Below are 19,579 nucleotides of genomic sequence, written 5' to 3' on the forward strand. Positions count from 1 at the left end.
AGACTGCGCGCCTTCGCTCCCTCTTCTTCCTCTCCCGGCCTGATGTCCGATTCCATTTCCAGGCGTCCCGCGCTGCTGCGCTGGGGCGCCATGAGCCTGCTCGCGCTCGCCTGCGCCGGCGCGGTGCTGGCGGGCCACGACAGCCGTCGTGCGGCGCAGGTCGCATGGCTCGCCCTCCCCGTGCTGCTGTGGCTGCCGTGGCCGATCGAGCGCCGCGCCTGGCGCCGGTTGCGCTGGGCCACGGCCTTCGTCGTGATCTCGGCCTTCCTCGTCGACGGCGCCGTGCGCGCCTTCCTGCAGAACCAGTACCAGGCCGCGCCGGACAGCTCGCTCGTGCTCGCCGCGGCGGCGAACACGACGCCGCGCGAGTCGATCGAGTACCTCACCTCGCAGGTACCCGCGATGGCACTCGCCGCCGCCGCGTTGATCGGGATGCTCGCGCTCACCGGCGTCGCGATCACGCTCGCGACGCGGGCGAGCGGCGATCAGGCGGCGCTTTCGCGAGGCGCGCGCATCACGCTGCTCGTGCTGCTGACCGTCTGCGCCCTCGCCCACTTGAGCAAGCCCTGGCGCCGCCATCATCCGCTGCTGTTCTGGCCCGCCTGGACGCAGCAGGTCGCGGATCTGCGCGCGAACTGGGCGGACCAGCAGGTCCAGCGCGAGCAACTCATGCGCAACGCCCGCGCGGCGGCACCCACGATGGCGACGGGCACGCCGTCGACGGTGGTGCTCGTGCTGGGCGAGAGCGTGAACCGCGACAACATGAGCCTCTATGGCTACGCGCGCCCGACGACGCCGGAACTGATCGCGTTGCGCGACGAGGAGCGGACCCGGCTGCTGACACTGCGCACGCCTGGTCGACACAGGCGACGACGGTCGCGTCGCTGAGCGGTCTGTTCAGCTTCGGCGAGCGTGACGAGGACGATCCCGCCGGCAGCACGCAACACCTGATCGCGCTGGCGAAAAGCGCCGGCTACAAGGTCTGGTGGGTGAGCAATCATGACGACGTGGCCGTCGACCAGCAGCATGCGCGGCTGGCCGACATCGTGGAGATGATCAACCGGCAGCCGGGACGTTCGTCGGTCTCGCTCGACGAGGACTTGCTGGACGAGGTCGAACAGGCCCTTTCCGATCCCGCGCCGCGCAAGCTGGTGGTGGTGCACCTGCTGGGAGCACATCCGCACTACCGGCTGCGCATGCCGCCGGGCGAGCATCCGTTCGACGATGACGACGGCGATGCCGTGGACTCCGCGATGGCACGCGACGGTCGCGCCGCCTGGGTGCGCGAGTTCCGGCAGGACTACGACTCCGCCATCCACTATCACGACCGCATCGTCGCGCGGACGCTGCGGCTCACGCGGGATCACCTGCCGGCGGGCGGGCGCGGCGCGTGGATGTTCCTGTCGGATCACGGCCAGGAGGTCGGACACAGCCTCGACCATGCGGGCCACAGTCCGGGCACGGCCTCCGGCTACCGCATTCCCGCGCTGCTGTGGCGCAGCGGATCGGGCTTCGATGCGTCGTCGGCCTCGCGGCCGTTCCGCGCCGACTGGGCCGGCTGGACGCTCGCCGAGCTGATGCAGCTCCGCTGGCCCGGCATGCGGGACGAGCGCAATGTGCTCCATCCCGCTTACGCGTGGGAAGCGCCGGAGCTCCCCGTCAAGAACGTGCGCTTCGAGCAATAGCCGACGGACGCCGCGCCAGCAATCGGACGGATGCTGCGCGGGCATTGCGCTTGCCTGTGCTCCTGCAAACCAGGAGCCCGGCATGGATCGAATCGACAGTGACGCCGCGGCCCGGGCCGACAAGGACCCCGTCAGCGCCCCTTGGTGGACCAAGCTCGGCCCCGGCCTGATCACCGGCGCGGCCGACGACGACCCGAGCGGCATCGCCACCTACTCGCAGGCCGGCGCGCAATACGGCTACAGCGTGGGCTGGACGATCCTCGTCACCTTCCCCCTGATGGTCGGCATCCAGCTCGCCAGCGCGCGCATCGGCCGCATCACCGGCAAGGGCCTCACCGAGAACTTCTCCAAACTCTGTCCGCGCTGGCTGGTCTTCGGACTGGTCTCGCTGCTGGTCGTCGCCAACGTGATCAACCTCGGCGCCGATCTCAGCGCGATGGGCGACGCGATGCACCTGGCCGTCGGCGGACCGCCCGGGGCCTTCGTCGTCGCCATGGCGCTGCTCTCACTGCTGCTGCAGATCTGGCTGCCCTACGAGCGCTACGTGAAGCTGCTGAAGTGGCTGACGCTGACGCTGCTGGCCTACGTCGGCGTCGGCTTCGCGGCGCAGGCGGACTGGGTGCTCGCGCTGAAATCGCTGGTGCTGCCGGCCATGCACTGGGACCGCGAGTACACGACCACGGTCGTCGCGATCCTCGGCACGACGATCAGCCCCTACCTCTTCTTCTGGCAGGCCAGCCAGGAGGCCGAGGAGATCCGCCGCATCGATGCCGACCGCCCGCTCGCTGTCGCGCCCGAGCAGGCGGCGGTCCAGTTCCGCCGGCTGCGCACCGACACGCTGGTGGGCATGGGCTTCTCCAACGCGATTGCGTTCTTCATGATCGTCGCGACCGCCGCGGCGCTGCATGCGCACGGCGTGCGCGACATCGAGACCACCGCGCAGGCTGCGCAGGCGCTCAAGCCGATCGCGGGCGACTTTGCGTTCGTGCTCTTCGCGGCCGGCATCGTGGGCACGGGCTTCCTCGCGCTGCCGGTGCTCGCGGGATCGGCGGCGTACGCGGTCGCCACGCTCGCCGGCGTGCGACGCGGACTGGACCGGCCAGTGCAATCCGCCAAGGTGTTCTACACGATCCTGAGCGGCGCGATGCTGATCGGGCTCGCGGTCAGCCTCTCGGGCCTCAATCCGATCAAGGCGCTGTACTGGTCTGCCGTCATCAACGCGGTGATCTCGGTGCCGATCATGATCGCGGTGATGGTCGCGGCGTCGCACCGCAAGATCGTCGGCGAGATGCGCATGCCGCCGTTGTGGCGCGTGCTCGGCTGGCTGGCGACCGCGGCAATGGCCGCGGCCACGATCGCGATGATCGTGCTGCAGACTTCCAGCACTTTCGGGGGTAGTCGCTAGACTGCCCCGATGACCGCCCCCGCCCCGCACCATGTCGACTGGACCCTGCGCATCGATGATGTCTGGCGACGCGCGCCGGATCTCACCGGCGCACAGATCGTCGACGAGATCGATGCGCTCGCCGCCGAGCGTCCCGACGACGATGCGCGAGCCCTCTTCGAACGGGCCTGTGCCCGCGACACCGCGGGCCTCGAAGCGGACGCGGAGCCGCTCTACCGCGCGGCGCTGGAGACCGGGGCGCTCGATCCCTACCGCCGCACGCGCGCGGTCATCCAGCTCGGCAGCACGCTGCGCTGGTTGAAGCGTCTCGACGAGAGCGAGGCGCTGCTCGTCGGCGAACTCACGCATCACATGCAGCCGGGCAACGACCGTCCGCTGCATGACGAGGCGCGCGCGATCCTTTCGCTCACCTACGCTGCGCAAGGACGGGGGAACGAGGCGGCCGGGCTCGCGCTGGCCGCGCTCGCGCCGCGCCTCTCGCGCTACAACCGCTCGATGCTGGCCTGCGCGAAGCAGCTTGCCGGCGAGGTGTGGGACGACGGCGCCGTCGCCGCACCCGGTGCGCCGCGTGTTGAGCTGATTGAAGGCCGCTTCTTGCTGCGGCCCTACCGGCCCGCCGACCTGCCGGACTTCGTCGCGGCGGTGCGCGAGTCGCATGTGTCCATCGGCCGCTGGATGAAATGGGCGCACGCGGATTTCTCCGCCACGGAAGGCGCCGAGTGGCTAGCCCACTGCGCGCGTGGCTGGCAGAGCGGCACCAGCTACGAGTTCGGCATCTTCGACCGCGAGACCGGGGACTTCGTCGGCGGCGGCGGGCTCAACTCCTTGCATGCGGTGCATCCGTTCTGCAACCTCGGCTACTGGGTGCGCTCGTCGTGGGAGGGCCAGGGCGCGGCCTCGTCGGCGGTGCGTGCGCTGAGCCGGCATGCGTTCGGGAAGCTCCAGCTGATGCGCGTGGAGATCGTGGTCGCCGACGGCAATGAACCGAGCCTCGCCGTGGCGCGGCGCTGCGGCGCGCATTACGAAGGGCTGCTGCGCAATCGCATCCGCGGCGTCGATGGAAAGGCGTGGGATGCGCACATGTTTTCGCTGGTGCCGGGCTCCTCGTGAAGCCTGGCAAGCTGCGACATCGCTAGCACCGAGACTCCTGCTGAACAAGCCGGCCCGACCGAATCCATCGACAGGCCGATCGGACTTGGGGATGTCCCCCGATGCCCTCAACTGACAGACTCTTCTACCGCGTTGAAAGGGGCTGGCGATGAGTGCGCATGGACTTCTGGATCAACTGCTGAGATCGGGTCGCGACCTGCTTGCAGGCGGCGGCGTGCCGGGCCGAGGCGGCCCGAGCGGGCTTGGCGGACTCGGTGGGTTGGGCAACCTCGGCAACCTGGGCGGCCTTGGCAATCTGGGCAACCTCGGTGACCTTGGAAAGATCGGCGCAGGCGCGGGCGTGGCCGGCGTCCTGGGTGCTTTGCTCGGCAGCAAGCGCGGACGCAGCTACGGCGGCAAGGCGCTGAAGTACGGCAGCATCGCGGCGCTCGGCCTGATGGCCTACAAGGCCTACACCGCGTGGCAGGCGCAGCAGCAGGCGCAAGGGCAGACGACGGGTCAGGCACAGGCGCCGGGGTCGACGTCGTCGCCGCAAGCCAGTCTGACGGCGGAGCCGCGCACGCTGGACCGTGTGCCGCAGGACGAGGCCGAGGAACACAGCCGTGCCGTGCTGCTGGCGATGATCGCGGCGGCCAAGGCCGACGGCCATCTGGACGACCGCGAGCGCGAACTGATCGAGCAGGCGCTCAGCCGCGTGGCGGACGATCCCGAGTTGCAACGCTGGCAGGAGGATGCGCTGCGTCGCCCGCTCGATCCGGCGGCGGTCGCGCAGGCCGCGACGACGCCAGAGATCGCCTCCGAGATGTACCTCGCAAGCCTGCTGATGGTCGACGAGACCAGCTACATGGAGCGCGCCTACCTCGACGAACTGGCCCGGCAGTTGAAGCTGCCGGAGGGCCTGAAGTCACAGCTGGAGGCGCAGGCGCTCGCGCAAGGCTGACCGTCAGGTCTTCCGCCAGGAGTGGATGAGGCGGCGCGTCCCGTGCTCGATCTCGCGCCAGTGTTCGAGGAGATCGAGGGAGTACCGGTAGCTGACTTCCTCCCCGGTGTCGGGTTCGACCATCTCCACGGAGCATTGCGGAAAGAAGAGCTCGCGGGCGCCCGGACCATCGGGGTGGTGGCTGCGCATGTGGAACAGCCCGCCATCCTCCCGCCGGCCGATCCATTCGACCTGGTCCTTGAAGCTGCCGTCGGGCCCGTTCCACCGGTAGCCGCTGAGCCCGAACCGGGAGACGCCCGGCGTCGCTTCGATCGCGCCGAAGCTGTGAAGGCGTTCCATCACCTGCTCCGTCGTCATCGGCAGGTCTTTCTCATGGACGCTGAATGACAGGGATCCGATCCTGCGCCGATCCGAGTCGTCGACCCAGTTCTCCAGCGAGTAGCCCTCGAGCGTGGGCCAGAAGAAGGTCAGGCCGCCGATGCCCTTGCGCCCCTCGGACGGGAGCTCGAAGCGGTCGGTGCCCGGCACGGCGAACTTCTTGAACTCCGACCGCGCCTTGAAGCTAGAGAAATTCGCCGGCCATTCATAGACCTACCCGTTGATGCGGGTGCGTATGAGGCCGGTGGAAAAATCCCGCTCGACCTCCCGCGCCTGCTGGAGCATCAGAGGCAGGCGGGCCTCGGGCAGGTGCCGCTCGGCAAACCGCCGCGCGTGCGCCACGGTCGGGGAGTCTGGCAGAGGCGCCGCGCGCGGCTGCTCCTTGCGTCCGCATCCCGCCGCCGCAACGGCAGTCATCGCCAGGCCGAACGTGCGCCGCGTCATGCCCGGGCAGGTCGCCCCCTTCGGATCCATCACTCCGTCATCTCCCACGGTTTCCCTTTGATCCGACTGTATCGACATCAGGGCCTGCCGCGCCCGGACCTGCTGGCGTCGATGCCGACTTCCAAGCGGAAAGATCGAGACGGCGGCATAGACTGCGTCGTGCCAGAACTTCGAAAAACGGCCGTCATGAAAGTCCATGGTTCCTGCCACTGCGGCGCCATCCGATTCACCGGCGACGTCGATCCGACCCAAGTCGTCGTGTGCCATTGCGACGACTGCCAGATCCTGTCCGGCGCGCCGTACCGCGCGGTCATCTCGGCGCCGATGGAGACCTTCGAGATCTCCGGAACGCCCAAGACCTATGTGAAGGTCGCGCAGAGCGGGAACCGGCGCGCGCAGGTGTTCTGTCCCGACTGCGGCACGGCGTTGTATGGCGCCGCGGCGGAGAACCCGACGCATGCGGTGCTCCGGCTCGGATGTCTGGAGGAGCGAGATCAGTTGCGGCCTTCGCGGCAGATCTGGACGCACTCGGCTGCAGGGTGGACGGAAGCGCTCGGCGACGTGCCTGCTTCGCCGCAACAGTGACCGGACACGAACAACCCATGCAGGTCAAACGCATCGTCGCCAACATCGCCGCACGCGAACCGTCCGCCGTGGACGACTTCTATCGTCACGTGCTCGGACTGGAACTCGCGATGGACCATGGCTGGATACGGACCTATTCGGGCGACCAGGCGATGACGGTGCAACTGAGCATCGCCACCGAGGGTGGCGCCGGGACGCCGGTGCCGGCGCTATCCATTGAAGTCGACGATCTCGAGGAAGCGCTCCGCCGGGTCCATGAGGCTGACATCCCCGTCGAGTACGGCCCTGTCATCGAACCATGGGGCGTTCGACGCTTCTACGTGCGGGATCCCGTCGGGACGCTCGTCAACATCCTTCAGCACGTCGGATGAGCAGAGCGATCTGTTCGAAGCGAAGCGAACAGGGCTCGGGGGTCGACGCGAGGATGCAGGGGCCATTCAAGCTGGCGAGGGAACGACCTGCCCAGGATCATGAGCCAGCGGTGCTGTCGAATCGGCCGCGCCGGTACGCGAGCTTCAGCAGGACGCCTGTCATCGCCAGGCAGAGAACGACCGCCACAACGGAGCCTTCGGCGCCAAAGGCACCGCCGGACAGCCAGGCGGGGCCAGTCAGTGTGCCGTGGAGCCAGGAGTCCCCCGACTGACCGGAGACCGCGATTGAAAAGACGGCCCCCTGCACGAAGTTCCAGGCGAAGTGCAGCGCGGTGCACAACCAGATCCGCCGGGTCAGCAGGTAGGCCGCTCCAAACAGCAGACCGAGTTCCAACCCGAGCAAGACTCCGATCATTGGTGTCGCTCCCGCATTGCCCAAGTGGGCCAGGCCAAAGAGGAGGCTGGAAACCGCCAGCGCCCAGGCGATGCCAAAGGAACGCTCCAGCAGGCGCAGCAGCACGAGCCGGAACAGCAGCTCCTCGATCAGCGCGCCGGCTGCGATCTTTGGCACCATGCTCGCCAGCACCGCGCGAAGCTCGCCGAACGTTCCCACGGTCTCCAGCGAATACGCTCCCAGGACCGTCAGGATGGCCACGACGCAGGAGAAGAGCAGGCCGCCCAGCAGCAAGCCGGCGAGAAGTTCGGCTCCAGCCCCTGAGGCGGAAAGCTCCCGCGCGGGTCGTCGTTCCCAGCAACGGACGTAAGCCCAGTACCCGGCGACGAGGACCAGCGCCTTGATCAGATTGCGCCACTCTCGCAGGCTCGGATCGGGCATGAAGAGTTTCGTGCCGACGTTCGCTGCAACGAAAGGGAGAGCGATGAACAGCAACGCGGCGAGCCAAGTCCCCGCGGTGGATGTGCCGACACGCTGAACCCACGGCGCAAGGCTCGTGGGCGACACAGCTGCCTCTCGTCTCATACCGGGAAGGTCCATGGTGCGACGCAGCGGCTGCGCGGTGAATCGATGGTTCAGGCACTCTGCCCGATTCGCAGACCAGAACCCACCGCTCGCCGACAGGCTGCAAATTTCCAGGCTTGAACTGCAGCAGTCAGCCGGAAGCGGACCTGCCGCCGCGGCTGGACGCCGTACACACGTCGTGTACAGATCAAGCCTCAGCCAGGGAAGCGTCCGCCGATCTCGCGCATCAACGCGGTCGCCGCGCCGGTGAGCCCACGCGCGACCGCACCGTCCCATGCCGCATCGAATGCCCCCGACGGCCCGATCGCCGTCAGCGCCAGCGCCATCTGTGCGTCGCTGTCGAAGACCGGCACGGCCAGCGCGCTGACGCCCTCGACGATCCCGCCCACCGAGCGGTGCAGCACGCGGCCGCGGATCTCCGCCAGGGTCGCTGAGAACGCCGCCCACGTCGGCAGTTCCCGCGGCCGGTCGTGCGGCCCCACGCGCGCGAGGTCGGCAGGGCCTTTGCGGCGCGCTTCCGCGAGCATCGCCTTGATCTCCGCCTCCGGCCGGTAGGCCGCGAACAGCGGCCCTGACGCGGTGTCCGACAGCGACACCACCGTCCCGTGCCGCATCGTCACGTGCACCGCCGCCGGCGAGGCCGCCGTGCGCACGATCGTCGCGCCCTGCGAGCCCCACACCGCGATCGCCACCGTGTGGCCGATCTCCTCGGCCAGCGCCTCCAGCCGCGCCGTCGCCAGCCGGATCGGGTCGATCTGCCGCATGCCGATCAGGCCCATCTCCATCGCCAGCGGGCCCAGGCCGTAGTAGCCCGTCGCCGCGTCCTGCCGCATCAACCCGAGCTTGCAGAAGCTCACCAGGTAGGGATGCGCCTTCGCCGGACTCATCTCCGCCGCCTGCGACAGGGCCTTCAAGGGCAGCGGCTGGCCGCGCGCCGCCGCCGCCTTCAGCAGCCGGCCGCCCACCTCGATGCTCTGGATGCCGCGCCTATCCTCGCGGTCGTCCCGTTCGTCCCGGTCGTCCCGCTCATTGGGCTCCTCGCGATCGTTGGCATCCGGCGCGTCGTCGGCGATGTCTGGCATGGTCATTTCGCTATTGTTGAACGAATTCAGCGACACAGCTATATTTGCATCCAACAAACGAATTCCGTTTTGCTGAATTTCTTCAGCACCCCGCCTTCCCCCATCCCTCCCCCTCAGCCAACGCCCGGGACACGCCATGACCAAGCAGTTCGCCAGCCACGCCGACGTCGAGGAGAAGCAGGTCTCCTTCGTCAAGCTCAGCGACAACGCCTATGCCTACACGGCCGAGGGCGACCCCAACACCGGGATCATCATTGGCGACGACGCGGTGATGGTCATCGACACCCAGGCCACGCCCGTGATGGCGCAGGATGTGATCCGTCGCATCCGCGAGGTCACCGACAAGCCCATCAAGTACGTCGTGATGAGCCACTACCACGCGGTGCGCGTGCTGGGCGCCTCGGCGTATGAGCCCGAGCACATCATCGCCAGCCGCGATACCTACGACCTCATCGTCGAGCGCGGCGAACAGGACAAGGCCAGCGAGATCGGCCGCTTCCCGCGGCTGTTCCGCAATGTCGAATCGGTGCCGGCGGGGCTCACCTGGCCGACCATCACCTTCCAGGGCGCAATGAGCGTGTGGCTCGGCAAGCTCGAGGTGCAGCTGCTGCAGCTCGGACGCGGACACACGAAGGGCGACACCGTCGCGTGGCTGCCGGAGCAGAAGATCCTCTTCTCCGGCGATCTGGTCGAGTTCGACGCCACGCCGTATGCCGGCGACGCGTACTTCAGCGACTGGCCGCAGACTCTCGACAACCTGGCCGCGCTCAAGCCCAGCGCGCTCGTCCCTGGACGCGGCGCCGCGCTGACCACGCCCGAATCCGTCGCGCAGGGATTGGCCGGCACGCGCAGCTTCATCGCCGATCTGCATGACTCGGTGAAGGCCGGCGTCGCCGCGGGCAAGGAGCTCAACGCCGTCTACAAGGACACCTACGCCGTCATGAAGCAGAAGTACGGCCACTGGGTCATCTTCGACCACTGCATGCCCTTCGACGTCACGCGCTGCTATGACGAGGTCACCCAGTTCCGCGATCCGCGCATCTGGACCGCGCAGCGCGATCAGGACATGTGGCAGACGCTCGAAGGCTGAGCGGCCTCGACGCCCCGCGAGCCCGCGATGGATACCGCCGTCGACTATCAGCGCATCGTCTATCCGTATCGCCGCAGCGCGGATCAGGACGCGCATGAGCGCGGCCAGGCCGCGCGCCATCCCGTCGTCGTCGTCGGCGCGGGACCGGTGGGATTGACGGCGGCGATCGACCTCGCGCTGCAGGGCGTGCCCGTCGTGCTGCTCAACAACGATGGGCGGCTCTCCGTCGGCTCGCGCGCGTTGTGCTTCGCGAAACGGACGCTGGAGATCCTCGATCGCCTCGGCTGCGGGCAGCGGCTCGTCGACAAGGGCGTCTCGTGGAATGTCGGTCGCGTGTTCTTTCGCAATGAACAGGTCTACCAGTTCAACCTGCTCGCCGAGCCGGGCCACCAGCGACCGGCCTTCGTCAATCTGCAGCAGTACTACGTCGAGGGCTTTCTCGTCGAACGCGCGCTGGAGCTGTCCCTCATCGACCTGCGCTGGCATCACGGCGTGACGGGATTGACGCAGCACGACGATCACGTCGCGCTGGAGATCGAGACGCCCGACGGGCCTTACACGCTGCTCGCGGATCACGTCGTCGCCTGCGATGGATCGCGCTCGATGTTGCGCCGCTTGATCGGCGAGGAGAGCCACGGCCGCACCTTCAAGGACCGCTTCCTCATCGCCGACGTGCGCATGAATGCGCCCTTCCCCGCCGAGCGCTGGTTCTGGTTCGATCCGCCTTTCCATCCGGGTCAGAGCGTGCTGTTGCACCGCCAGCCCGACGGCGTCTGGCGCATCGATTTTCAGCTCGGCTGGGAGGCCGATCCCGAACTCGAGAAACAGCCCGAGCGCATCCTGCCGCGCGTGCGCACGCTGATGCGCGCGGCCTCGATCGCCGCGGGCGGCGACGGCGCAGTGCCTGAGATCGAGCTCGTCTGGGCGAGCGTCTACACCTTCGCCTGCATGCGCATGGACCGCTTCCGGCACGGGCGCATCCTGTTCGCCGGCGACGCGGCGCACGGCGTGTCGCCGTTCGGTGCGCGCGGGGCCAACTCCGGCATCCAGGACGCGGACAACCTCGCGTGGAAACTGGCGGCCGTCGTGCAGGGGCGTGCCCCCGAGACGCTGCTCGACAGCTACGCCCGCGAGCGCGAGATCGCCGCCGACGAGAACATCCTGAACTCGACGCGCTCGACGGACTTCATCACGCCGAAGAGCGACATCAGCCGGATGTTCCGCGACGCGACCTTGACGCTCGCCAAGGATTTCGATTTCGCGCGCCGGCTGGTCAACAGCGGACGGCTCTCGGTGCCGACGGTGCAGTACGGCATGCCGGCCGCGGACGCGCCGATCCGCATCGAGGGCCGCGACGACTGGTTGCTGCGCCAGATGCGACCGGGCAGATTCACGTTGATGGTCTTCCGCAACGAGAACGACCGCGACCGCGACCGCGACAACGACAACGACAACGACAACGACAACGACAACGAGACCATCGTCGCAGGAGGGTGGAGTCAGCGAGCGATCGTGGGGCCGGAATGGGGCTTGGGGGTCCAGGAGGGATCCCCCATGCCCCGTGGAGAGCCCGCGCTTGGCGACGCGGAGTCCGGGCTCCACGCGATGCTCAAGATCCACATCGACGACGCGCTCGACGCACAGGGGCTGGTGCGAAAGCGCTATGACGCGGCCCCAGGCGCGGTGGTGTTGCTGCGCCCCGACCAACACGTCTGCGCGCGTTGGCGCAAGATGCCGACGGGGGAAGCGATCGAGGCGGCGATGCGCCGTGCGCTTGGCCACGACGTGCCCTTCGAGGAGCCCGCCGCATGTCACTGATCACCGCTCCGAACTTCGACGCCGGCGACGACTTCTACGAAGCGCTGCTGAGCGCGCATCATGGGCTGGACGTCGACGCCAGCCATGCCTTCAACGCGCGGCTGATCCTGCTGCTCGCCAACCACATCGGCCGGCAGGACGTGCTGCTTGAAGCGCTGTCCGCGGCGGCTCGCGGCAATCCCGCTTCGCCAGTTTCTCCAGTTTCCATCGATGCCCCGACCCCGGGCGACGCTTCCCCACGAGGACAAGCATGAACGCACCAGAGACCCTCCGTTCGCCCGAGGCGACCGGCACGGCGCAGAGCGCGCTGACCTACCAGAGCGGCTTCGGCAACCAGTTCGAGACCGAGTCCGTCCCCGGCGCATTGCCGAAGGGCCGCAACAGCCCGCAGCGCGCGCCGATGGATCTCTATCCGGAGTTGCTGTCGGGCAGCGCCTTCACCGCGCCGCGCGTGGAGAACCGCCGCACCTGGCTGTATCGCCGGCAGCCGTCCGTCGTGACCGGCGCGTTCCACGCCTACGAGCAGCCGTTCTGGACCAGCGGCGCGGCGGGCGGCGTCGCGGCGCCGCCTGACCCGCTACGCTGGCATCCGTTCCCGATGCCTGAGACCCAGGCGAACGCCGCGGGCGTCGACTTCGTCGACAGCCTCAAGACCATCGTCAGCAACGGCGATCCCGACGCGCAGGTCGGCATGGCCTCGTTGATCTACGCGTTCAACCGCCCGATGACCCGACGCGCGCTGATGAACGCCGACGGCGAGATGCTGATCGTTCCCCAGCAAGGCGGGCTTCGCCTCACGACCGAGATGGGCCTGCTGGACGTCGTTCCCGGCGAGATCGCGCTGATCCCGCGCGGCGTGAACTTCCGCGTCGAGGCACTCGAGGGACCGGATGCGCCCGCCCGCGGCTACATCTGCGAAAACTACGGCGCCGCCTTCCGGCTGCCGGAGCTCGGCCCCATCGGCTCCAACGGGCTGGCCAACCCGCGCGATTTCCTCGCGCCCGTCGCCGCGCATGAACCCGACGGCGCGCCGTATGAAGTCATCCGCAAGACCGGCGGCGCGCTGTGGCGCAACCAACAGGCGGTGACGCCGTTCAACGTCGTCGCCTGGCACGGCAACCTGACGCCGCTGAAGTACGACACCAAGGATTTCATGACGATCGGCTCGATCAGCTTCGACCATCCCGATCCGTCGATCTTCACCGTGCTGACCTCGCCGAGCGACACGCCCGGCACGGCCAACTGCGACTTCGTGATCTTCCCGCCGCGCTGGCTGGTGCAGGAGGACACCTTCCGCCCTCCCTGGTACCACCGCAACGTGATGAGCGAGTTCATGGGCCTGATCTACGGCCAGTACGATGCCAAGCCCGAAGGCTTCCGCCCCGGCGGCGCGAGCCTGCACAACTGCCTGGTGCCGCACGGCCCCGATGCCGACGCCTTCGAAGCCGCCAGCACGCGCACCCTGACGCCGCAGAAGCTGGACCACACGCTGGCCTTCATGTTCGAGAGCCGCTGGCGCTTCCGCCCGTCCGAGTGGGCGCTCAACGGCGGCGCGCTCGATACGAACTATGCGGCCTGCTGGGGCGCGCTGAAGGACAAGTTCAATCCGGATCCCTCGAATGACAAGGCCTGACCCCATGACCGACCTCGACCACACTCACGACCCCGCGCTGCGCAGCTGGATCGCCTCCGCGAACACGCCGGACACCGACTTCCCGATCCAGAACCTGCCGCTGGGCATGTTCCGCATGGCCGGCGCGACCGGCTCGTTCCGGCCCGGCACGGCGATCGGCGACCAGGTGCTGGACCTGATCGCCGCGGCCGAGCTTGGCGTGTTGTCCGATGGCCTCGGCGCCGTGCTGCGCACCTGCGAAGGCCTCGGCCTGAATCCGCTGATGGCGATGGGCCCGGATCTGCGCCGGCAGTTGCGCCACGAGCTCGTCGCGGCGCTGAACGCGGACGCAGGATCGACGTCCTCCGAGCAGCTCGCGCCGGCGCTCAAGCCGATGACCGACGTCGAGATGACGCTGCCCTGCCGCATCGGCGACTACACCGACTTCTACGCCGGCATCCATCATGCGACGACGGTGGGCAAGCTGTTCCGCCCGGACAACCCGCTGCTGCCTAACTACAAGTGGGTGCCCATCGGGTACCACGGGCGCGTGTCGTCGATCGGTGTCAGCGGGCAGACCTTCCGCCGTCCCGTCGGACAGACGAAGGCACCCGATGCCGAGGTGCCGAGCGTCGGTCCGATCAAGCGGCTCGACTACGAGCTGGAGGTCGGCGCGCTCGTCGGCACCGGCAACGCGCAGGGTCATCCGATCGCCATCGGCGATGCGGAGCAGCACCTGTTCGGCCTCGTGCTGCTGAACGACTGGTCGGCGCGCGACATCCAGGCCTGGGAGTACCAGCCGCTGGGGCCCTTCCTGTCGAAGAGCTTCGCCACGACGCTGTCGCCGTGGGTGATCACGATGGAAGCGCTGGCGCCGTTCCGCCGCGCGTTCACGCGGCCTGAGGGCGATCCTCAGCCGCTGCCGTATCTCGACGGCGCGGCCAATCGCGACCGCGGCGCGATCTCCATCCGGTTGGAAGTCCATCTGCAGACCCGCGCGATGCGCGACGCGGGCGAAGCGCCAGCGAAGCTGATGGCCTCGGACTTCGCCGATGCCTACTGGACCATCGCGCAGATGCTCACGCACCACGCGAGCAACGGTTGCAACCTGCAGCCGGGCGACCTGTTCGGGTCGGGCACGATGTCCGGTCCGGACGCGGGACAAGGCGGCTCGCTGCTCGAGCTGACCAACGGCGGCAAGCAGGCGATCACGCTGCCCAACGGCGAGCAACGCACCTTCCTGCAGGATGGTGACAGCGTCGCGCTGGTCGGCCGATGCGAGGCAGCGGGCCGTCGCGCGATCGGCTTCGGACCGTGTGTCGGCACGGTCGTGCCAGCTGTGGCCTGACGCTCCATCGAACCGGACCGCCGGGTCCGGATCGACCGGGTCACACACCGACACACCCTCAGGCGCCCGCGCTCACCCCGCCATCCCGGCGGGTTGTCAGCGGAAGCCGACGGATGACGTCGGATTGGATCCAGACCGTGCGCATTGCAGACGCACAGGATCGGAGGTTGCCGAAGCAGGCGCATGTTCACTCTTCCCAAAGGAACCGACATGCCGCCGACGCGCCTCCTCGCCATCTCCGCCGCCGCCTGCCTGGCCGCCACGCCCCTGTTCTCCTTCGCCCAGGTCACCGTCAAGGACGACGGCCAGTGGCGCGCGCTGTTCACCGCCGGAGCCAGCCTCTCGTCGGGCAACAGCGATTCGACGACGGTCAACCTCAGTGGCGAAGCCGTCAAGGCCACGAAGACCGACAAGCTGTCGATCAACGGCCGCGCGCTGTACCTGAAGAACGACGATGACGAAGCCGAGCAGCGCTATGCCTTCGGCACGCACTACCAGCGCGACATCAACGACCGCATCTTCGGCTTCGGGCAGTTCGACGCGCTCAAGGACGAGCCGTCCAACCTGTCGTCGCGGCTCTCCGTCGGCACCGGTCTCGGTTATCACGTCATCAAGCAGGACAACGTGACCTGGGACGTCTCCACCGGTCTGGGCTACACGCGCGAGCGCTACGTCGAGCCGGCTATCATCGACGGCGTCGCCCGCGACCGCTACGCCAACACCGAGCTGCTGTTCGCCGAAGAGTCCAACCACAAGATCTCCGACAACACGACGCTCAAGCAGCGCCTGGCCTATCTGCCCGACCTGCGCAACAGCGGCGAATACCGCGCCACCTTCGACGGCGGCATCTCGGTCGCGATGACCAAGCGGTTCAGCCTCACGGCCACTGTCCAGCACCGCTACGACAGCAACCCCGGCGATGGCCTGAAGAAGAACGACACGCTGTTCATCACGGGCGTGTCGTACAGGATCGATTGATCGAAGGCAGTCCGCCTCAACCGAGCAGCGCAATCAGGCGCGTCGCCGCGGGCGGCAGGTAAGCCTGCGCGCGATGCGTCACCACGAGGTGGCGGCGCATCGTCGTCTCCTTCAGCGCGACCTCGCGGAGCGATCGCAGGCGCCCCGGTCCTTCGAGGTGCCGTCGCGAGATGAAGCTCAGCAGGCCCGTCTCGGCGATCAGCGCGGGCAGCATCTGCAGCGAGCTGCTCTCCACCTGCACGACCGGCCGCGGCAGGCCGTGCCGGTCGAAGCTGTGGTCCAGCCAGTCCCGTGTCGGCGCACCGGCCGGCTGCAGCACCCAGCGATATTCGCCGAGCGCCTTCAGGCTCGGTTTTCCGGTGAAGACCGGGTGCTTCGCGCTGGCCGCGACGACGACGGCATCCTCGACCAGCCGGTGCGACACGAAGCCGGCTTCGGCGCGCCGCTCCGTGCCGACGATCAGATCCAGTTCGCCCGCGCGCAACATCGGCATCAGCGCGTCCACCAGCGCAACCGTCGTCTTCAACGTGACCTCGGGCGCTTCCTTCAGCAGGCGACTCACCGCCTTGGGCATCAGGAACTGCGCCGCCGTCGGCACGACGCCGACGCGCACTTCGCCCGACAGGCCGCGGCCGATATCGCTCATCTCCCGCTGCGCATCCTGCGCATCGAAGCGCAGCTGACGCGCCCAGCGCAGCATCACCTTGCCGGCCGGCGTCAGCCGGATGCCGCGCCCCGCGCGCTCGAACAGCGGCGCGCCGGCCGCCTTCTCCAGCCGACGGATCGCGCCTGTCAGCGCCGGCTGCGTGCGGTGCAGGCGCTCCGCCGCCTGGCCGACATGCTCCAGTTCGGCGATGGTCTCGAAATAGCGCAGGTCACGCAGATCCATAGCAAAAGCCTGGCTGATGAAAACGAAAGAATAATCGATTGGACCGGCGCGAAGCGACCGCCAATACTTGGCCTCGACAGCTTCAAGAACGCCCAGACCCCGGCCTGCGGACCGGGGCGCACACGGAGACAAATCCATGATCCGATCGATGTCCTCGCGCCGCGCGGCGCATGCCTCGACGCTGGCGATCGCCCTCGCCATCCCGCTCGCCATCCCACTCGCTATCCCGCTCGCCTTCGGCGCGATGCCAGCCGCCGCCGCGACCTATCCGACCAAGCCCATCCGCGTCTACGTGCCCTTCCCGCCCGGCGGCGGCACGGATGTGATCGCCCGCGAGATCACGCAGGCCGTGGCGACCTCGACCAAGTGGGTCTTCGTCATCGAGAACAAGCCCGGCGCCGGCGGCAATCTCGGCGTGGATGCGGCCGCCAAGTCGACCAAGGACGGCTACACGCTGGTACTCGGCCAGAGCAGCAACCTGTCGATCAATCCGTGGCTGTACGCGCGCATGCCCTACGACCCGACGAAGGACCTCGCGCCCATCGGTCTGGTGGCGCGTGCGCCGCTGGTGCTGGTGACCTCGGCCGACTCCAAGCTCAAGACCATCGCCGAAGCCGTCGCCGCCGCGAGGGCGCGGCCCGGCGTCCTGAACTACGCCTCGGCCGGCAACGGCACGGTGGCGCATCTGGCCACGGAGCTGTTCCAGAAGTCCGCCGGCGTGAAGCTGCAGCACGTCCCGTACAAGGGCGTGGGCCAGGCGCTGACCGATGTCGTCAGCGGCAACGTCGATCTCTACATGTCGACCACGCCGTCGCTGCTCGGCCACATCCGCCAGGGCAAGCTGCGGCCGCTCGCGGTGACCTCGGACAAGCGCCTGCCGGAGCTGCCCAACGTGCCGACGCTCGCCGAGTCCGGCTTCAAGGGCGCGGAGTCGGCGACCTGGTTCGGCTTTCTCGCGCCCGCCGGCACGCCGCCGGAGATCGTCGCGCGATTGAACGGCGAGTTCACCAAGGCGCTGCAGCAGCCCGCGCTCGTGAAGAAGCTGGGCGACGAAGGCGTCGCCGTCACCGTCAGCACGCCGGACCAGTTCAGCCAGCTCATCCGCCAGGACCTCGCCCGCTGGGGCAAGGTCGTGAAGGACGCCGGCATCAAGATCGATTGAAGGAGCACCCCATGAGTTCAGCCGCCGCATTGCCCGACGTGATCCGGGACATCGAACGCACGCCTGAGGACGTCGTGACCCGCGCCGCCGTCTATCCGTCCTCCATCCTGGCCGACGTCGCCGGACGCCGCGGGGCGCTGCACGGGCGCATCCAGGCGCTGTCCCCGTCGATGCGCTTCGCGGGTACCGCCATCACCGTCGAGGTGCGTCCGGGCGACAACCTGATGATCCATGCCGCCATGGCGCTGGCCAGACCTGGTGACGTGCTCGTCGTCGACGGCAAGGGGGACCTGTCGAGCGCGCTGATGGGCGAGATCATGTCGCAGCAGTGCGTGGCGCTGGGCATCGCGGCCGTCGTGATCGACGGCGCCGTGCGCGACAGCGAGGCCATCCGCGCGCTGGGCTTTCCGATGTTCGCCGCGGGCTTGAATCCGAACGGGCCGACGAAGTCGGTCTCGGGGCGCTTGAACCATCCCGTCTCGGTCGGTGGCGTGACGGTGCATCCGGGCGACCTGGTCGTCGGCGATGCGGACGGCGTGACCGTGGTCGAGCGCGCCAAGGCCGCGTCGCTGCTGCCGCTCGCCGAGGAGAAGGTCGCCGCCGAGACCGCGCGCATCGCCGGCATCCGCGATCGCGTGGCGCTGCGGCCGGTCTGGCTCGAGGGCGCGTTGCGCGCCGCGGGCGTGATCAAGGACGGAGAGACGTTGTGAGCCGTCCCGTCCTGCTCGTCACCGGCGCGGACCTGGCGCCGCAGGCGCTCGCGCTGCTGTCGGACTTCGAGGTGATCTACGCCGGCAGGACGCCCAGCGAGGACGACATCGTCGACCTCTGCCGCGCGCGCAATCCGACGGCGATCATCGTGCGCTACAGCAAGGTCGGGGCCGCGGCGATCGAGGCGGCGCCGGCGTTGAAGGTGATCTCCAAACACGGCAGCGGGACCGACACGATCGACAAGGTTGCGGCCGCGGCGCGCGGCGTCCAGGTCGTCGCCGCAGTCGGCGCCAATGCAGCGGCCGTCGCCGAGCAGGCCATGGCGCTGTTGCTGGCCTGTGCGAAGTCAGTCGTCGCGCTGGACGCGCGCATGCGCGACGGGCATTGGGACAAGGCGACGCACAAGAGCGTGGAGCTGGAGGGTCGCACGGTGGGCCTCGTCGGCCTCGGCGCCATCGGACAGCGCTTCGCGCGGATGGCCGATGCGATGGGCATGCGCGTGATCGGTTCCGATCCTTTCGCGAAGGATCTGCCCGCATTCATCGAACGCGTCGCACTGGACCAGCTCTGGCGCGAGGCCGATGTGATCTCGCTGCACTGCCCACTGACGGCGGACAACGCCGGGCTGCTCGACGCCGGCACGCTGGCCGCGTGCAAGCGCGGCGTGATCGTCGTCAACACGGCGCGCGGCGGCCTGATCGACGAGGCCGCATTGCTCGAAGCCGTGCGCACCGGGCAGGTGGCCGGCGCCGGTCTCGACAGCTTCGCGATCGAGCCGATGCCCGTGGACCATCCGTTCATCCGCGAACCGCGCATCCTGCTCAGCCCCCACATCGGCGGCGTCACCGCCGATGCCTACGTGAAGATGGGCATGGCGGCGGCGCGGAACGTGCTGGCGGCGCTCGCGGGCTGAGAGCGCCGAGGGTCCGAGGGACAGGGATCCCCCGCCCTCGTCCTCTTTCGGGCACTGCAGAAACGAATCGAGGGGCACC

General features: G+C 68.6%; 21 protein-coding genes. 16 read left to right on the top strand and 5 right to left on the bottom strand.

Annotated elements, in window-relative coordinates; all coding sequences use genetic code 11:
* Positions 1 to 42 precede the first annotated feature (42 nt).
* The 5 genes from AC07OZ_RS18150 to AC07OZ_RS18170 all read left to right on the top strand — a co-directional run bounded on the left by AC07OZ_RS18150 (position 43) and on the right by AC07OZ_RS18170 (position 5,140).
* Positions 43 to 888, top strand: coding sequence for a sulfatase-like hydrolase/transferase (locus AC07OZ_RS18150; protein ID WP_495468475.1), 846 nt, complete (start codon positions 43 to 45; stop codon positions 886 to 888).
* A gap of 5 nt (positions 889 to 893) precedes the next feature.
* Complete coding sequence (locus AC07OZ_RS18155; protein ID WP_495468554.1) at positions 894 to 1,685, top strand: sulfatase-like hydrolase/transferase; 792 nt, start codon at positions 894 to 896, stop codon at positions 1,683 to 1,685.
* An 82-nt stretch (positions 1,686 to 1,767) separates the two neighbouring features.
* The gene (locus AC07OZ_RS18160; RefSeq protein ID WP_495468476.1) at positions 1,768 to 3,090 is read left to right on the top strand and encodes an NRAMP family divalent metal transporter; all 1,323 of its coding nucleotides are present in this window, start codon (positions 1,768 to 1,770) and stop codon (positions 3,088 to 3,090) included.
* A 9-nt stretch (positions 3,091 to 3,099) separates the two neighbouring features.
* Positions 3,100 to 4,200 carry a tetratricopeptide repeat protein gene (locus tag AC07OZ_RS18165; protein ID WP_495468477.1) on the top strand — a complete coding sequence of 367 codons (1,101 nt, stop codon included), beginning with the start codon at positions 3,100 to 3,102 and terminating at the stop codon, positions 4,198 to 4,200.
* Between the two features lie 148 nt (positions 4,201 to 4,348).
* On the top strand, positions 4,349 to 5,140 hold the full coding sequence (locus AC07OZ_RS18170; protein WP_495468478.1) for a tellurite resistance TerB family protein: 792 nt from the start codon (positions 4,349 to 4,351) through the stop codon (positions 5,138 to 5,140).
* A gap of 3 nt (positions 5,141 to 5,143) precedes the next feature.
* On the opposite strand, the gene AC07OZ_RS18175 is transcribed toward AC07OZ_RS18170, so the two are convergent.
* Together AC07OZ_RS18175 and AC07OZ_RS18180 are read right to left on the bottom strand one after the other, a co-directional pair.
* Positions 5,144 to 5,668: a hypothetical protein gene (locus AC07OZ_RS18175; protein WP_495468479.1), complete on the bottom strand. Its 525-nt coding sequence runs from the start codon at positions 5,666 to 5,668 to the stop codon at positions 5,144 to 5,146.
* Positions 5,669 to 5,731: 63 nt separating this feature from the next.
* A complete protein-coding gene (locus AC07OZ_RS18180) occupies positions 5,732 to 6,160 on the bottom strand; it encodes a hypothetical protein (protein WP_495468480.1) in 429 nt (142 codons plus the stop codon).
* Between AC07OZ_RS18180 and AC07OZ_RS18185 the strand changes: the two genes are divergently transcribed.
* Together AC07OZ_RS18185 and AC07OZ_RS18190 are read left to right on the top strand one after the other, a co-directional pair.
* Complete coding sequence (locus AC07OZ_RS18185; RefSeq protein ID WP_495468481.1) at positions 6,149 to 6,547, top strand: GFA family protein; 399 nt, start codon at positions 6,149 to 6,151, stop codon at positions 6,545 to 6,547. The two genes, AC07OZ_RS18180 and AC07OZ_RS18185, sit on opposite strands and share 12 nt — an antisense overlap.
* Positions 6,548 to 6,564: 17 nt before the next feature.
* Positions 6,565 to 6,918, top strand: coding sequence for a VOC family protein (locus AC07OZ_RS18190; RefSeq protein WP_495468482.1), 354 nt, complete (start codon positions 6,565 to 6,567; stop codon positions 6,916 to 6,918).
* Positions 6,919 to 7,015: 97 nt separating this feature from the next.
* Here AC07OZ_RS18190 and AC07OZ_RS18195 read toward each other — a convergent pair whose 3' ends face one another.
* Both AC07OZ_RS18195 and AC07OZ_RS18200 read right to left on the bottom strand, forming a co-directional pair.
* Entirely contained in the window at positions 7,016 to 7,807 is a 792-nt protein-coding gene (locus tag AC07OZ_RS18195; protein WP_495468483.1) for a CPBP family glutamic-type intramembrane protease, read from the bottom strand.
* Positions 7,808 to 8,091: 284 nt separating this feature from the next.
* On the bottom strand, positions 8,092 to 8,985 hold the full coding sequence (locus tag AC07OZ_RS18200) for an IclR family transcriptional regulator (protein WP_495468484.1): 894 nt from the start codon (positions 8,983 to 8,985) through the stop codon (positions 8,092 to 8,094).
* Positions 8,986 to 9,115: 130 nt separating this feature from the next.
* Between AC07OZ_RS18200 and AC07OZ_RS18205 the strand changes: the two genes are divergently transcribed.
* From AC07OZ_RS18205 to AC07OZ_RS18230, 6 genes are all read left to right on the top strand, one after another.
* Positions 9,116 to 10,069 carry an MBL fold metallo-hydrolase gene (locus tag AC07OZ_RS18205; RefSeq protein WP_495468485.1) on the top strand — a complete coding sequence of 318 codons (954 nt, stop codon included), beginning with the start codon at positions 9,116 to 9,118 and terminating at the stop codon, positions 10,067 to 10,069.
* A gap of 27 nt (positions 10,070 to 10,096) precedes the next feature.
* Positions 10,097 to 11,887, top strand: a complete 1,791-nt coding sequence (locus AC07OZ_RS18210; protein WP_495468486.1) for an FAD-dependent oxidoreductase — start codon at positions 10,097 to 10,099, stop codon at positions 11,885 to 11,887.
* Positions 11,878 to 12,141 (top strand): DUF2783 domain-containing protein, encoded by a 264-nt coding sequence (locus tag AC07OZ_RS18215; protein ID WP_495468487.1) that lies wholly within the window; start codon positions 11,878 to 11,880, stop codon positions 12,139 to 12,141. Before AC07OZ_RS18210 ends, AC07OZ_RS18215 begins: the two co-directional genes overlap by 10 nt.
* Entirely contained in the window at positions 12,138 to 13,520 is a 1,383-nt protein-coding gene (gene hmgA, locus AC07OZ_RS18220; protein ID WP_495468488.1) for a homogentisate 1,2-dioxygenase, read from the top strand. Before AC07OZ_RS18215 ends, hmgA begins: the two co-directional genes overlap by 4 nt.
* A gap of 4 nt (positions 13,521 to 13,524) precedes the next feature.
* Positions 13,525 to 14,847: a fumarylacetoacetase gene (fahA, locus tag AC07OZ_RS18225; protein WP_495468489.1), complete on the top strand. Its 1,323-nt coding sequence runs from the start codon at positions 13,525 to 13,527 to the stop codon at positions 14,845 to 14,847.
* 210 nt (positions 14,848 to 15,057) lie between these two features.
* The gene (locus tag AC07OZ_RS18230; RefSeq protein ID WP_495468490.1) at positions 15,058 to 15,825 is read left to right on the top strand and encodes a DUF481 domain-containing protein; all 768 of its coding nucleotides are present in this window, start codon (positions 15,058 to 15,060) and stop codon (positions 15,823 to 15,825) included.
* Positions 15,826 to 15,841: 16 nt separating this feature from the next.
* Here AC07OZ_RS18230 and AC07OZ_RS18235 read toward each other — a convergent pair whose 3' ends face one another.
* Complete coding sequence (locus AC07OZ_RS18235) at positions 15,842 to 16,714, bottom strand: LysR family transcriptional regulator (RefSeq protein ID WP_495468491.1); 873 nt, start codon at positions 16,712 to 16,714, stop codon at positions 15,842 to 15,844.
* Positions 16,715 to 16,850: 136 nt separating this feature from the next.
* On the opposite strand from AC07OZ_RS18235, the gene AC07OZ_RS18240 reads away from it, so the two are divergent.
* From AC07OZ_RS18240 to AC07OZ_RS18250, 3 genes are read left to right on the top strand one after another with little or no spacing between them, the layout of a single operon-like run.
* Positions 16,851 to 17,876 carry a Bug family tripartite tricarboxylate transporter substrate binding protein gene (locus AC07OZ_RS18240; RefSeq protein WP_495468492.1) on the top strand — a complete coding sequence of 342 codons (1,026 nt, stop codon included), beginning with the start codon at positions 16,851 to 16,853 and terminating at the stop codon, positions 17,874 to 17,876.
* Between the two features lie 11 nt (positions 17,877 to 17,887).
* A complete protein-coding gene (locus AC07OZ_RS18245; protein ID WP_495468493.1) occupies positions 17,888 to 18,586 on the top strand; it encodes an RraA family protein in 699 nt (232 codons plus the stop codon).
* The gene (locus tag AC07OZ_RS18250; protein WP_495468494.1) at positions 18,583 to 19,500 is read left to right on the top strand and encodes an NAD(P)-dependent oxidoreductase; all 918 of its coding nucleotides are present in this window, start codon (positions 18,583 to 18,585) and stop codon (positions 19,498 to 19,500) included. Before AC07OZ_RS18245 ends, AC07OZ_RS18250 begins: the two co-directional genes overlap by 4 nt.
* The last annotated feature ends 79 nt before the right edge of the window (positions 19,501 to 19,579 follow it).

The sequence above is a fragment of the Roseateles sp. GW821-FHT09G03 genome, assembly GCF_059416045.1.

Coding starts and splice junctions, on each gene's coding strand:
- AC07OZ_RS18150 (WP_495468475.1), top strand. CDS start 43: ATGTCCGATTCCATTTCCAGGCGTCCCGCGCTGCTGCGCTGGGGCGCC.
- AC07OZ_RS18160 (WP_495468476.1), top strand. CDS start 1,768: ATGGATCGAATCGACAGTGACGCCGCGGCCCGGGCCGACAAGGACCCC.
- AC07OZ_RS18165 (WP_495468477.1), top strand. CDS start 3,100: ATGACCGCCCCCGCCCCGCACCATGTCGACTGGACCCTGCGCATCGAT.
- AC07OZ_RS18170 (WP_495468478.1), top strand. CDS start 4,349: ATGAGTGCGCATGGACTTCTGGATCAACTGCTGAGATCGGGTCGCGAC.
- AC07OZ_RS18185 (WP_495468481.1), top strand. CDS start 6,149: ATGAAAGTCCATGGTTCCTGCCACTGCGGCGCCATCCGATTCACCGGC.
- AC07OZ_RS18180 (WP_495468480.1), bottom strand. CDS start 6,160: ATGGACTTTCATGACGGCCGTTTTTCGAAGTTCTGGCACGACGCAGTC.
- AC07OZ_RS18190 (WP_495468482.1), top strand. CDS start 6,565: ATGCAGGTCAAACGCATCGTCGCCAACATCGCCGCACGCGAACCGTCC.
- AC07OZ_RS18200 (WP_495468484.1), bottom strand. CDS start 8,985: ATGACCATGCCAGACATCGCCGACGACGCGCCGGATGCCAACGATCGC.
- AC07OZ_RS18205 (WP_495468485.1), top strand. CDS start 9,116: ATGACCAAGCAGTTCGCCAGCCACGCCGACGTCGAGGAGAAGCAGGTC.
- AC07OZ_RS18210 (WP_495468486.1), top strand. CDS start 10,097: ATGGATACCGCCGTCGACTATCAGCGCATCGTCTATCCGTATCGCCGC.
- AC07OZ_RS18215 (WP_495468487.1), top strand. CDS start 11,878: ATGTCACTGATCACCGCTCCGAACTTCGACGCCGGCGACGACTTCTAC.
- hmgA (WP_495468488.1), top strand. CDS start 12,138: ATGAACGCACCAGAGACCCTCCGTTCGCCCGAGGCGACCGGCACGGCG.
- fahA (WP_495468489.1), top strand. CDS start 13,525: ATGACCGACCTCGACCACACTCACGACCCCGCGCTGCGCAGCTGGATC.
- AC07OZ_RS18230 (WP_495468490.1), top strand. CDS start 15,058: ATGCCGCCGACGCGCCTCCTCGCCATCTCCGCCGCCGCCTGCCTGGCC.
- AC07OZ_RS18235 (WP_495468491.1), bottom strand. CDS start 16,714: ATGGATCTGCGTGACCTGCGCTATTTCGAGACCATCGCCGAACTGGAG.
- AC07OZ_RS18240 (WP_495468492.1), top strand. CDS start 16,851: ATGATCCGATCGATGTCCTCGCGCCGCGCGGCGCATGCCTCGACGCTG.
- AC07OZ_RS18245 (WP_495468493.1), top strand. CDS start 17,888: ATGAGTTCAGCCGCCGCATTGCCCGACGTGATCCGGGACATCGAACGC.